At 70.8% G+C, this 12,110-nt stretch carries 15 protein-coding genes; 11 read left to right on the top strand and 4 right to left on the bottom strand.

All coding sequences use genetic code 11. From position 1 onward, the window contains the following. The first annotated feature begins 4 nt into the window (after positions 1 to 4). Positions 5 to 946, top strand: coding sequence for an amino acid ABC transporter permease (locus tag STRBO_RS0107295; RefSeq protein ID WP_005480373.1), 942 nt, complete (start codon positions 5 to 7; stop codon positions 944 to 946). Continuing rightward, positions 943 to 1,704 (top strand): amino acid ABC transporter ATP-binding protein, encoded by a 762-nt coding sequence (locus STRBO_RS0107290; protein WP_005480374.1) that lies wholly within the window; start codon positions 943 to 945, stop codon positions 1,702 to 1,704. Before STRBO_RS0107295 ends, STRBO_RS0107290 begins: the two co-directional genes overlap by 4 nt. A gap of 79 nt (positions 1,705 to 1,783) precedes the next feature. On the opposite strand, the gene STRBO_RS0107285 is transcribed toward STRBO_RS0107290, so the two are convergent. Then, the gene (locus STRBO_RS0107285) at positions 1,784 to 2,542 is read right to left on the bottom strand and encodes a class I SAM-dependent methyltransferase (protein WP_005480375.1); all 759 of its coding nucleotides are present in this window, start codon (positions 2,540 to 2,542) and stop codon (positions 1,784 to 1,786) included. A 115-nt stretch (positions 2,543 to 2,657) separates the two neighbouring features. Here STRBO_RS0107285 and STRBO_RS0107280 point away from each other — a divergent pair, with 115 nt between their 5' ends. Next, entirely contained in the window at positions 2,658 to 3,287 is a 630-nt protein-coding gene (locus STRBO_RS0107280; protein WP_005480376.1) for a CGNR zinc finger domain-containing protein, read from the top strand. Here the strand turns inward: STRBO_RS0107280 and sodX are convergent. After that, positions 3,191 to 3,625, bottom strand: coding sequence for a nickel-type superoxide dismutase maturation protease (gene sodX, locus STRBO_RS0107275; protein ID WP_020114000.1), 435 nt, complete (start codon positions 3,623 to 3,625; stop codon positions 3,191 to 3,193). The two genes, STRBO_RS0107280 and sodX, sit on opposite strands and share 97 nt — an antisense overlap. A gap of 145 nt (positions 3,626 to 3,770) precedes the next feature. On the opposite strand from sodX, the gene sodN reads away from it, so the two are divergent. Next, positions 3,771 to 4,166 (top strand): superoxide dismutase, Ni, encoded by a 396-nt coding sequence (sodN, locus tag STRBO_RS0107270; protein WP_005480378.1) that lies wholly within the window; start codon positions 3,771 to 3,773, stop codon positions 4,164 to 4,166. A gap of 233 nt (positions 4,167 to 4,399) precedes the next feature. Here the strand turns inward: sodN and STRBO_RS45355 are convergent, their stop codons facing one another. Then, on the bottom strand, positions 4,400 to 4,528 hold the full coding sequence (locus tag STRBO_RS45355; protein WP_005480380.1) for a hypothetical protein: 129 nt from the start codon (positions 4,526 to 4,528) through the stop codon (positions 4,400 to 4,402). 3 nt (positions 4,529 to 4,531) lie between these two features. On the opposite strand from STRBO_RS45355, the gene STRBO_RS43415 reads away from it, so the two are divergent. Next, positions 4,532 to 4,684: a hypothetical protein gene (locus tag STRBO_RS43415; protein ID WP_005480381.1), complete on the top strand. Its 153-nt coding sequence runs from the start codon at positions 4,532 to 4,534 to the stop codon at positions 4,682 to 4,684. A 151-nt stretch (positions 4,685 to 4,835) separates the two neighbouring features. On the opposite strand, the gene STRBO_RS0107260 is transcribed toward STRBO_RS43415, so the two are convergent. Next, the gene (locus STRBO_RS0107260) at positions 4,836 to 6,230 is read right to left on the bottom strand and encodes a glycoside hydrolase family protein (RefSeq protein ID WP_005480382.1); all 1,395 of its coding nucleotides are present in this window, start codon (positions 6,228 to 6,230) and stop codon (positions 4,836 to 4,838) included. 223 nt (positions 6,231 to 6,453) lie between these two features. On the opposite strand from STRBO_RS0107260, the gene STRBO_RS0107255 reads away from it, so the two are divergent. From STRBO_RS0107255 to STRBO_RS0107230, 6 genes are all read left to right on the top strand, one after another. Next, positions 6,454 to 7,473 carry a LacI family DNA-binding transcriptional regulator gene (locus STRBO_RS0107255; protein WP_005480384.1) on the top strand — a complete coding sequence of 340 codons (1,020 nt, stop codon included), beginning with the start codon at positions 6,454 to 6,456 and terminating at the stop codon, positions 7,471 to 7,473. Between the two features lie 229 nt (positions 7,474 to 7,702). Beyond that, positions 7,703 to 9,058 (top strand): ABC transporter substrate-binding protein, encoded by a 1,356-nt coding sequence (locus STRBO_RS0107250; protein WP_020113999.1) that lies wholly within the window; start codon positions 7,703 to 7,705, stop codon positions 9,056 to 9,058. 152 nt (positions 9,059 to 9,210) lie between these two features. Then, complete coding sequence (locus tag STRBO_RS0107245; protein WP_028796522.1) at positions 9,211 to 10,197, top strand: carbohydrate ABC transporter permease; 987 nt, start codon at positions 9,211 to 9,213, stop codon at positions 10,195 to 10,197. A 2-nt stretch (positions 10,198 to 10,199) separates the two neighbouring features. Beyond that, positions 10,200 to 11,108, top strand: coding sequence for a carbohydrate ABC transporter permease (locus STRBO_RS0107240; protein WP_005480388.1), 909 nt, complete (start codon positions 10,200 to 10,202; stop codon positions 11,106 to 11,108). Positions 11,109 to 11,165: 57 nt separating this feature from the next. Next, positions 11,166 to 11,591, top strand: a complete 426-nt coding sequence (locus tag STRBO_RS0107235) for a helix-turn-helix transcriptional regulator (RefSeq protein WP_005480389.1) — start codon at positions 11,166 to 11,168, stop codon at positions 11,589 to 11,591. Positions 11,592 to 11,600: 9 nt separating this feature from the next. After that, positions 11,601 to 12,065 (top strand): VOC family protein, encoded by a 465-nt coding sequence (locus tag STRBO_RS0107230; protein ID WP_005480390.1) that lies wholly within the window; start codon positions 11,601 to 11,603, stop codon positions 12,063 to 12,065. Positions 12,066 to 12,110: the final 45 nt, after the last annotated feature.

Below are 12,110 nucleotides of genomic sequence, written 5' to 3'. Positions count from 1 at the left end.
ACCCGTGACTGTTGACGTCAGCAAGACGGACGGTCCCTCGGACACTCCCCCCGCCGGTCCGGAGGCCCTCAAGGCCGTTCCGGTCCGGCACCCGGGGCGTTATGTGTCCGCGGCCATCGCGCTCGCTCTGCTCGGCTCGATCATCTACGCGTTCGCGCAGGCGAAGAAGATCAACTGGGGCGCCGTCCCCGACTACTTCTTCGACGACCGCATCATCGAGGGCGTTCTGAACACCCTCCTGCTCACCGTGCTGTCCATGGTGATCGGCATCGTCGGCGGCATCCTGCTCGCCGTGATGCGGCTGTCGAACAATCCGGTGACCTCGTCGGTCGCCTGGTTCTACATCTGGTTCTTCCGCGGCACGCCGGTCCTGGTCCAGCTCTTCGTCTGGTTCAACCTGGGTCTGGTCTTCGAGTACATCAACCTCGGCCCGATCTACAAGGACTACTGGTCCTCCTTCATGACGCCGCTGCTGACGGCGCTGCTCGGCCTCGGTCTCAACGAGGCCGCGTACATGGCGGAGATCTGCCGCGCCGGTCTGCTCTCGGTCGACGAGGGCCAGACCGAGGCGTCGCACGCCCTCGGCATGAGTCACGCCAAGACGCTGCGCCGGATCGTCATCCCGCAGGCGATGCGCGTGATCGTGCCGCCCACGGGCAACGAGGTCATCAACATGCTGAAGACCACGTCGCTCGTCTCGACGGTGCAGTACGTGGATCTGCTCAAGGCCGCCCAGGACATCGGCCAGGGCTCGGGCTCCACGGTGGAGATGCTGTTCCTCGCCGCCGCCTGGTACCTGATCCTGACCAGCATCTTCAGCGTCGGGCAGTACTACCTGGAGAGGCATTACGCGAAGGGCTCCTCGCGGTCCCTCCCGCCGACACCGATGCAGCGATTCAAGGCGGCCGTACTGCCCGTGCGCCGTCCGAAGGGAGTCTCGGCATGACCGCCATGGTGAAGGCCGAGGGCATCCACAAGTCGTTCGGCCCCGTCGAGGTCCTCAAGGGCATCGAGCTGGAGGTGCAGACGGGCGAGGTGTTCTGCCTCATCGGCCCCTCCGGCTCCGGCAAGTCGACCTTCCTGCGGTGCATCAACCACCTGGAGAAGATCAACGCCGGCCGGCTGTACGTCGACGGCGAGCTGGTCGGCTACCGCCAGAAGGGCGACAAGCTGTACGAGCTGAAGGACAGCGAGGTCGCGCTCAAGCGCCGTGACATCGGCATGGTCTTCCAGCGCTTCAACCTGTTCCCGCACATGACGGCCGCCGAGAACGTCATGGAGGCGCCGGTCCAGGTCAAGGGCGTCAGCCGGGCCCAGGCCCGCGACCGCGCCCGTGAGCTGCTGGAGCGCGTCGGCCTCGGCGACAAGGCGGGCAACTACCCGTCCCAGCTCTCCGGCGGCCAGCAGCAGCGTGTGGCCATCGCCCGGGCGCTGGCCATGGAGCCGAAGCTGATGCTCTTCGACGAGCCGACCTCGGCGCTCGACCCGGAGCTGGTCGGCGACGTCCTCGACGTCATGCGCGACCTGGCCGAGTCCGGCATGACGATGGTCGTCGTCACCCACGAGATGGGCTTCGCCCGCGAGGTCGGCGACAGCCTGGTCTTCATGGACGGCGGAGTGGTGGTCGAGTCCGGCAACCCCCGCGACGTGCTGACCAACCCCCAGGAGGAGCGCACCCAGTCGTTCCTGTCCAAGGTGCTGTAGCGCCGCGGCACGACAGGCAGGGGCGGTACGGATCTCCGTACCGCCCCTCGCTCGTGCACCCGTCCGTGCGCGCGGCGGTCTACCTCACCGCCAGCACCAGTGAGTCGGAGGGCGAGCACCAGACCGCGCGGGCCTCGGCGAAGCCCTTCTCGCGCAGGACGCGGGCGTGCCAGCCGACGCTCTGGACGTCGCCGTCGGCGTGCTCCCCGTAGATCTCGAAACGGCGGGCCGTCGGCCCGGCGAGCACGGGGTCCTGGGCGGCGAGCTGCCACCATGCGGCCCAGTCGACGGCGCCGCGCGCCTTGGCCTGTTCCATACCCGCGTGCCGGTGCGCGCGCTCCGCCGCGTTGATCCGGGGCGTCGACTCGTCGATCATGTGGTCCGCGTTCATGAAGACACCGCCGTCGCGGACGAGTTCCGCGACCTGACCGTAGAGGGCGGCGAGGGGTTCGCTGTGCAGCCAGTGCAGGGCCGTGGCCGTCAGCACGGCGTCGTACGAGTCGTACGGCAGCCGGGTCGTCCAGTCGGGGTCGGTGAGGTCGGCGGTGACGAAGGTGACCCGGGGGTCGCCCTCGAACGTGCCCTCGGCGATCGCCAGGAGCGCGGGATCGAGGTCCACGCCGGTGCTGACGGCCTTCGGGAACCGCGCGAACAGTCTGGACGTGATGGAACCCGTACCGCAGGCGAGGTCCAGGACGCGGGGCTCGGGTCCGGCGAAGGCCTCGACCATGTCCAGCATCACCCGGAACCGCTCCTCACGGTCCGGCAGGTACCACTCCTGCTGCCGGTCCCAGCTCTCCTGCCAGGCATGCCAGTCGGTTCCGGCTGTGGTGGTCATGAGGCCCCTTCTTCCGCGTACCGCGTCTTCCGCCTACTGCGTAATACCCTGTAAGTACGAGCAGCCATTACCTGACCCGCATCACGACAATAGAGCGCCCTCGTAAGGACTACAAGTGGAACTGGCCCATTACTCGGACTACGCCGTACGCCTCGTGAACACCGAGGAGCCGGACCGGGGCAAGGACGCGCTCACCTCGGTCGAGGCCGTCCGTGATCTCTTCGGACCCAGCCGGCAGGCGGCCCGGCGGGCGACGGACGCCGACGTGACCCGGTTCCGGTCGGTACGGGCCCGGCTGCGCTCGGTCTTCGAGGCGGCGAACGACGGGGACGAGACCCTCGCCGTGGACCTGCTGAACTCACTGCTGCTGGAGTTCCCGGTGAGCCCGCAGATCTCCGGCCACGACTTCCGCGACGACGACGGCCGCCCGCTGTGGCACATGCACCTGGCGGACCACCCCTCGAACGCGACGGCCGGCTACGCGGCGATCGCGGCGATGGGCCTGGCCTTCCACCTCACCGAGTACGGCGTGGACCGGCTCGGCCTGTGCGAGGCGGCGCCGTGCCGCAACGCCTACCTCGACACCTCCACCAACCGCTCCCGGCGCTACTGCTCGGACCGCTGCGCGACCCGCGCCAACGTGGCGGCCTACCGGGCCCGCAAACGCCTGGAGGCAGACCGGTCGCCGAACACGGGCCGGGCGGCCGAGAGCACCCAGCGGGCGAGCGCGAACGGCGAGCGCTGACCGCCGGGCCGGGGCCGGTAGCGGAACCGCACCTTGCCGAGGACGAGTTCGTCGGGCACGACCCCGTAGTCGGTGCTGTCCCCGCCCGCGTACGCGTTGTCCCCGAGCACCCACCAGCCGCCGTCGCGCCGTTCGGCGACCCGCTTGACGACGAGCAGGTCCTGCTGGAAGGGGTGCCGCAGCACCAGCACGTCGCCGACCCGGAGGCGGGCGCCGTAGTGGACGAGCAGCTGGTCCCCGTGGCGCAGCGTCGGGACCATGGACGGTCCTGTGACCTCGGCCACTCCGAAGGGCAGGAGGGCCCGCTCCAGCTCGCTCTCCTGCGACAGCTCCGGCATCCCCGGCACCTCCCCGGTTCGTTCCTCCACCAGTCCCAGTCTGACCCCGGACTTTTGTCCTAAGCCCATGGGGGCACCCGCGAAAACCACTCTCGCAGGGAGTAATGTCCCACCTGAGAAGACGATCACGAGGAAGGAACGCTCCATGCTTTCCCGCCTGTTTGCCCCCAAGGTCAAGGTCAGCGCCCACTGCGACCTGCCCTGCGGTGTGTACGACCCGGCCCAGGCCCGCATCGAGGCGGAGTCGGTGAAGGCCGTGCAGGACAAGATGGCCGCCAACGACGACCCTCACTTCCAGGCTCGCGCGACCGTCATCAAGGAGCAGCGCGCCGAGCTCGCCAAGCACCACGTCTCGGTGCTGTGGAGCGACTACTTCAAGCCCCCGCACTTCGAGAAGTACCCGGAGCTGCACCAGCTGGTCAACGACGCCCTCAAGGCCCTCTCGGCCGCCAAGGCGTCCACCGACCCGGCGACGGGCCAGAAGGCGCTCGACTACATCGCCCAGATCGACAAGATCTTCTGGGAGACCAAGAAGGCCTGACCCGGCCTCTCTCGACCGCACCCGGTCCGTATGCCGCCGTCCCGCACGGCGGTGTCACGGGCCGGGTGCGGTTGTGTTTCCGGGGCCGTGCGGTGAAGTTCCGGGGCCGTGCGGAGCGTCCTGTCCGGGTCCGCGCGGACGGCCGAGGAGCCGGGCCTCGGCCCGGACACCGTTGCGCCGCAGGTCGTCGTCGTTCAGCAGGCGGGACAGCGCGGTGCCGGGATTCGGGCGGCTCACGGGCCGGTGTGCACGTAGGCGGCCCGGAGCAGGGCGTCCGGGTGATCGGGGTGGCGGAGTTCGGCGGAGAAGTGCGCGGTCGGTTCCCGGGCCGTGGTGTCCTCGGCGGCCCGCTGTGCGGCCACGACATGGGTGAAGCCCGCCAGCCGCGGCGCTCCCGCGAGATGCTGGGCCGCAGGGCCTCGTCGGGCAGCCGGGCCGTGCAGCGGGCCGTCTCGCAGGCCGACAGGAAGGCCGGTTCGGCGGTGTCGAGCCGGAGCCGGACGATGTCCTCCGGGTGAGGAGCGCGGGCCCCCGGCCGCCGTGCCAGAACAGCCCGCTCCTGGCCGGGCGCACCGGATCGTGGCGGGGGGGGCGCACCGTCCGCCGGGCCCTGCCGAACCACTCCTGCCCGCACTTCGCGGGGCCCCGTCGACCGGGCCGGAGCGCCGGTCAACTCCCGTCGGGGCCGGGCCAGATGGCGGAGGCGTCGTCGCGCTCGGGGGCCGGGAGACGGAGGGGGCGGACGGGGACGGTCCTCGTGCCGTCCTCGGTGACCGCCGTCCAGGGGGCGGGGCGGCCCGTGTAGGAGAGCGTGGTCAGGGCGAAGACCCCGTCGGCGTAGATCTCGACGTACTCCCCGACGGTCAGGATGCGCAGGGTGCCGGCCGCTTCGGGGAGGACGGTCTCGGCGAGGGGGGTACCGGCGGCGCCGGTGATCCGGAGGTTCTTGCCGTCGCAGCCGACGGTCAGGGCGGGACTCTCGGCGCGGTCGGGGGTGTCCGCGGGCTCGGCGTTCGCGCGGTCGGGGCCGAAGGAGTCGGTGCGCAGGGTGACTTCGACGGGGCGGCCGCAGACCTCGACGTCGCCGACGGCATGCGGGGCCGCGGCGTGCGTCTCCTCGCCCAGCCAGGCGTCCAGGCCGGGCCACCACTCCAGCCGCGGGGCCGAATCCCCGCCCGTCACCAGGGACTTGGGCTGGGCGAGCATGCCTCGGCAGTGGTCGCCGGTGTCGGTCAGGCCGACGCGGCGGGGGGTGGTGTGCAGGACGACCCGGGAGCCGTCGGGGGCGAGGATGACGCGCGGGGCGTACGCCCCCGACGGGCCGAGCACGCCCCGGCGGGTCCACGGGCCGCGCAGGCGCGGGGCCGTCCATGCCTCGAAGCCCCGGGTCGCGCCGATGGAGCCGAGGAGGAGCCAGGTTCCGTCATCGAGGCGTTCCAGGACCGGGCATTCGAGTTCGTCGACGTCGCCGGGGGAGATCAGGGGCGGGTGGACCGTCCAGTGCTCCAGGTCGTCGGAGGTGGCGAGGGCGACACAGCCACCGGTCTCCACGGGGAGGGAGACGTCGCTCGCGCAGATCACCATCGCCCAGCCGTCGCCCTCGTCGTCGCGCACGACGAACGGGTCCCGCCAGCCCATGCGGTCGGCGGTGCGGTACCAGCGGGGGTCCGCCTCGACGACGGGCTCCGTGCCGTGGCGCCGCCAGCCCGTGCCGTCCGTGCGGTCGGAGTACGCGAGGCCCACCGCCTGCAACGGCCAGCCCTCCGGCGTCAGCCCGCGCACGCCCGTGTAGAGCATCGCCATACCGGTGCCATGGCGGAACGGGTGCATCGTCCAGACCGCCCGCTGGTCGAAGCGGCCCGGCAGGCCGTTGCCGAACACGCTGCCCTCGGGCAACCAGGCGACCAGGTCGGCCGAGGTGGCCCGGCCGTAGGAGGTCTCCATGCGCAGGTGGTCGAAGTCGTCGGTCCAGGGGCCCTGGAGGTGCAGCACGGAGTAGGTGCCGTCGTCGTCGCGGAGCAGGGCGAAGTCGTTCACGCAGAGGCCGGGCGGGGCGTATCGCATGCGCAGCAGTCCTGTCGCTCACAGCGCCCAAACGCGTGCGCTGACCATGATTCCGGAGGGTGTCACTGGAGAATCAGCGCAAGTAAATCTGAACGCAAACGCTTGCGCAACAGAGGAGGCGGGTTTACGGTCACGTCACCCCAACAGCTCACACCGACGTGAAACCGGCGCGGGATTCCACGCGAGACGCCGACCCACGCCCTACCGACGGGAGAAGACCGCCGTGACGGTCAGCATCACCGATGTCGCCACCGCCGCCGGGGTCTCGGCGTCCACCGTGTCCCGCGCGCTGCGGGGCCGGCCGGGAGTCTCGGACGAGGTGCGGGCGCAGATCGCGGCCGTCGCCGCACAACTCGGCTATACGGCCTCCCGTTCGGCGTCCAGCCTGGCCAGCGGGCGGACGTACACGATCGGGGTCGTCGCCCCGTACATCGGCCGCTGGTTCTTCGGCACCGTGCTGGACGCCGCCGAGCAGGTGTTCAGCGCGGCCGGGTACGACGTCCTGCTGTACAACCTGGGTTCGCCCGAGGCACGCAAGCGCTTCTTCACCAAGCTGCCGGTGCGCAAGCGGGTCGACGCGGTGCTCTCGCTGCTCATCCCGGACGAGGACGAGTCGGCGGCCCTGCGCTCGCTCGGGGTGCCGCTGGCCTCCACGGTCGGGGGTCCCCGGCCCGGCTTCACCGTGGTCGGCATCGACGACCGGGCGGGCGCGGAGAGCGCCGTACGGCATCTGGTGAACCTCGGCCACCGGCGGATCGGCATGATCTCCGGGGCCAGCGGTCCGCTGCACTGGACCACGCCCCTCGACCGTCGCGCCGCCTATCTGCACGTCCTCGCCGAGGCCGGGATCGAGCACGACGCGGCCCTGGTCGCGGACGGCGACTACACCGTCGACGGCGGTGAGCGGGCGATGACCGAGCTGCTGGCCGCGTCCCGGCCGCCGACCGCCGTGTTCGCCCAGTCCGACGAGATGGCGATGGGCGCGCTGCGCGCGCTCAGGCGGCATCGGCTGCGGGTGCCGGACGACGTGTCCGTGGTCGGCTTCGACGACCACGAACTCGCCGACGTGGTCGGCCTGACCACCGTCGCCCAGCCCGTCGCCGGCCAGGGCGCGGAAGCGGCCCGGCTGCTGCTGCGCCGGCTGGACGAGCCGGACACCGAGCAGCCCGGCCATGTGCAGATGCCCATCCGGCTGGTCCTGCGCGAGACGACGGCACCGCCCCGCCCACGCGGACCCCAGTGACCTCCGGCCGGACCGCGGTGACCTCCCGTCCGCCCCGGCCTCCCCAGCCACGCACGCCCACGTCCCCGCCCCCATCCACCCCCGCGTCCTCACCCACGCTCCCTCACCACGGGGCCGCGCACCCGCACGCCGCGACACCCGCGCCGGTCCCACCCCCCGAATGCCCCGCACCTCGCACCTCTCGGCGCACCCGCTCCTCGCACCCTCATCCCGCACGGAGGCACACACCATGAGCCCGACCCCCAGCCCGACCAGCAAGAGGTTCCGCCGCACGGCCCGTGCGGGCCTGGCCCTGGCCCTCCCCCTGGCAGCCCTGGCCGCCTGCGGCGGTGGTGGCGGCGGCGACACGTCCGCCGAGGCCGGCAGCGGTGAGGGAACCATCAGCGTCTGGGCCCACCAGGGGCAGAAGAGCGAGTCGGAGGCGCTGCAGAACGCGGTGAAGTCGTTCAACTCCTCGCAGGACAAGGTGAAGGTCGAGCTGAAGCTGATACCGGAGACCGACTACACCAAGACGATCACCGCCACGAACGCCGACAAGCTGCCGGACGTCCTGGAGTTCGACGGCCCGACCATGGCCAACTTCGTCTACACCAAGAAGCTCGCCCCGATCGACGACTACGTCTCCGCCGGGACCCTCGACAACGCCACGGACGCGAGCAAGGCACAGGGCGAGATCGACGGCAAGCACTACGGCCTGGGCATGTTCGACTCCGGGCTCGGCATGTACGGCAGCAAGAAGCTGCTGGACGCGGCCGGGGTGACGTACCCGAAGGGTGTGGACGACGCCTGGACGGCGGAGGAGTTCGACGCGGCGCTGAAGGCGCTGAAGGCGAAGGACTCCGACGGGAAGGTCCTCGACCTGCAGGAGGGCAACGGTTACGCCACCGAGTGGGGCACCTACGGCTTCGCCCCGGTCGTCTGGTCGGCCGGCGGTTCCCTGCTCAAGGACGGCAAGGCCGCGGGCGCCCTCGACACCCCGGCGGTGGTCTCGGCCATGAAGACCTTCCAGTCCTGGAAGAGCACCGTCGACGCCAACACCGACGGCAACGCCTTCGCCAAGGGCCGGGTCGCCCTCAGCTGGGTCGGGCACTGGATGTACCCCGCCTACAGCGAGGCGCTCGGCGACGACCTGGTCGTGCTGCCGCTGCCCGACTTCGGCGACGGCCCGAAGACCGGCCAGGGTTCGTGGGCCTGGGGCGTCGGCGCGAACTCCAAGAACGCCAAGGCCTCCGGTGCCTTCCTGGACTTCCTCCTCGACGACACCAACGTCGGCGCGATGACGAAGGCCAACGGCGCCCCGCCCGCGACCAGGTCGGCGCTCGCCGCCAGCGAGCTGTACAAGAAGGGCGGCCCGCTCCAGCTCTTCGCGGACCAGCTCGCCAAGCCCTGCGGCGACATCGACATCAGCAAGTCCTGTGTCGCCGTCACCCGCCCGGTGACCGCCGGATACCCGGTGGTGACCGCGAAGTTCGGCGAGGCGCTCAACTCGATCTACGGGGGCGCCGATCCCGAGGACGCCCTGGCCGAGGCCGCCCGCGCCATCGACCGCGACTTCGCGGACAACGCGGGTTACGCGATCCCGTAGCCCCTCGGAACCCGTAGCACCCGTAGCACCCGTAGCCACACGACCTACAGGACCCACACGACCCATCGGGTTCAGTCGAACCCATCGGCCGGGGCGGGCGCACACCACGTGGCCGCCCGCCCCGCAGGGAAGAGGACCCTCCCGTGAAAACCGTGAAAGCCGTGGAACCCGCGCCCGCGGCGGCGCCAGGCCGGACGCAGGCCTCCCCCGTCGGTGACCCGGCCCGGCGGCCGTCCCGCCGGAACCGCGAATGGCTGCACGGACTGCTCATGTCCGCGCCGGCCGTCGCCGGGCTCATCGCCTTCGTCGGCATCCCCTTCTGCTACGCCGTGGTGCTCTCCTTCTACAACGTGCGCCTCGGCTCCCCGCTGGAACCCACCTTCTTCGGGATCGAGCAGTACCGGCGGCTGCTCACCGACCCCGACCTCTCCGGCCCGTTCCTGCGGGCGCTGCTCAACAACCTGACCTTCGCCGTGGTCGTCGTCCCCCTGCAGACGGGTCTCGCCCTGGGCCTGGCGATCCTGCTGAACCGCAAGCTGAAGGCGATCGGCCTGTTCCGCTCGCTCTTCTTCCTGCCGGTCGTCTTCCCGATGGCACTCGTGGCCGTGATCTGGCGACTGATCCTCGCCCGCAGCGACCAGGGCATGCTCAACTCGGTGCTGGACGCGGTGAGTCTCGGCAACTGGGGCGCGTTCGACTGGCTCGGCGACGGGCTGACGGCGATGGCCTCGATCATCGTGCTCTCCGTCTGGCAGGGTGTCGGCTTCCAGATGGTCATCCTGCTCGCCGGCCTCCAGCAGATCCCGGGCGAGCGCTACGAGGCCGCCCGGCTCGACCGGGCCTCCGCCTGGCAGCAGTTCCGGCACATCACCCTGCCCGGCATCCGCGGCACGCTCGTCTTCGTCGCCATGCTCACCTCGGTGCTGTCCTTCCGGGTCTTCGACCAGGTGTACGTGCTGGTCAAGGGCGGCGGCCTCGACGAGGACGCCGCGCGCACGGTGATGTACCAGGCGGTCACGACGGCCTTCGACCAGAACAACGTCGGTCAGGCGTCCGCGATCACCGTCGTCTTCTTCCTGATCGTCGTCGTCCTGACCCTGATCCAGCGCCGCGTCGTCCGGCCCGACAACGAGGACTGAGCATGAGCACCACCACGAGTACGAGTCTGCGCACGCGGACGAGCACGCGGACCGGGACGAGCGCGGGGGCCGGCCCGTCCCGCACCGGGCTGCGCCGGTTCCTCGACTACGCCGTCCTCTCCGTCCTGGCCTTCGTCTTCACACTGCCGGTCCTCTACCTCCTCCTCGGCAGCCTCAAGCCGTCCGACGAGGTCCTGAACGGTCTGTCCGGCTTCCTGCCCACCCATCTGTCCTTCGACAACTACGCCGCCGTCCTGGACAGCCTGAACTCCGACAGCACCGGTCACTTCTGGCAGTTCATGGGCGTCTCGCTGCTGCTGGCGTTCGTGGTGGTGACGGGCGGCCTCTTCGTCAACTCGATGGCGGCGTACGGGCTCTCGCGGCTGCGGTGGCGGGGGCGGGAGGCCGTGTTCACCCTGGTCCTGCTGCTGATGCTGGTGCCGTTCGAGTCGGTGGCCGTGCCGTTGTTCTACCTGTTCAACGACCAGCGGAACACGCTCTTCATCCAGGCGCTCCCCTTCATCGCCAACGCGTTCTCGGTCTACCAGTTCCACACGTTCTTCCGCTCGATCCCGCCGAGCATCGAGGAGGCGGCCCGGCTGGACGGCGCGGGCCCCTGGCGCACCTTCTTCGCGATCATCGTCCCGATGTCGAAGCCGGCGTTCGCGTCGGTCGCGATCCTGACCTTCCTCACCCAGTGGGGTTCGTTCCTGTGGCCCGTGCTGATGGTCTCGGACCCGTCGGTGCGCCCGCTGCCGCTGGAGATGAGCGTCTTCCAGGGCCAGCAGCCCCCGGACTGGGGTCAGATCCTCGCCTTCGGCGTCCTCCTCGTCCTCCCGGTCCTGATCGTCTTCGCCTTCTTCCAGCGGTGGTTCGTCCAGGGGGTGGCCAACTCGGCGGTGAAGGGGTGAGCACGGGGGCCGGGCCGCGCGTGGCCCGTTGTCCGTGGTCGGTGCGATGCTGGGGCCATGAACCGGGACGACCTGGTGCGGCTGCGGCGGGCGCGGGACCGTATGGACCGCGAGTACGCCGAGCCGCTGGACATGACCGCCCTCGCCCGCACCGCGCTGATGTCCCCCGGACACTTCCAGCGCAGCTTCCGCGCGGCCTACGGCGAGACCCCGTACGGCTATCTCATGACCCGCAGGACGGAGCGTGCCAAGGCGTTGCTGCGCCGCGGCGACCTGACGGTGACCGAGGTGTGCATCGCGGTCGGGTGCACGTCCCTGGGGTCCTTCAGCTCGCGCTTCACCGAGCTGGTCGGCGAGACGCCGAGCGCGTACCGGGCGCGCTCGCACGAGGAGAGCGCGGCGATCCCCGCGTGCGTGGCGAAACGCCTGACCCGCCCGTCCCGGCACCGCGTGCGCGCGGCGGAACCGAGCGAAGCGCCCTAGCGTGAAGGCATGGCCACGAACGATCCGAACGTCACACACGTCCCGAACAGACTCCCGGCCCCGGAATTGAGGCTCGCCCAGTGCTTCCTCGCCGTCGACGACCACGACAAGGCGCTCGCCTTCTACCGTGACGTGCTGGGCATGGAGGTCCGCGGTGACGTGGGCTTCGAGGGCATGCGCTGGGTGACCGTGGGCTCCCCTCTCCAGCCGGACGTCGAGATCGTCCTGGAACCCCCGGCCGCCGACCCCGACATCTCACCCGCCGACCGCGAGACCATCGCCACGCTCCTCGCCAAGGGCGTCCTGCGCGGCGTCAACTTCACCACCACCGACTGCGACGCCCTCTACGCCCGCGTCGAGGCCGCCGGCGCCGACGTCCTCCAGGAGCCCATGGACCAGCCCTACGGCGTCCGCGACTGCGCCTTCCGCGATCCGGCGGGGAACATGCTGCGCTTCATGGAGCGCCGGGGGTAGACGGTCGGCGGCTGGGCGGGAGAACGTACGAGTCGTTCGGCCGCG

It is taken from the genome of Streptomyces bottropensis ATCC 25435, from assembly GCF_000383595.1.
GTDB classification, from domain to species: domain Bacteria; phylum Actinomycetota; class Actinomycetes; order Streptomycetales; family Streptomycetaceae; genus Streptomyces; species Streptomyces bottropensis.
This window is presented reverse-complemented; position numbering and strand designations above follow the sequence as displayed.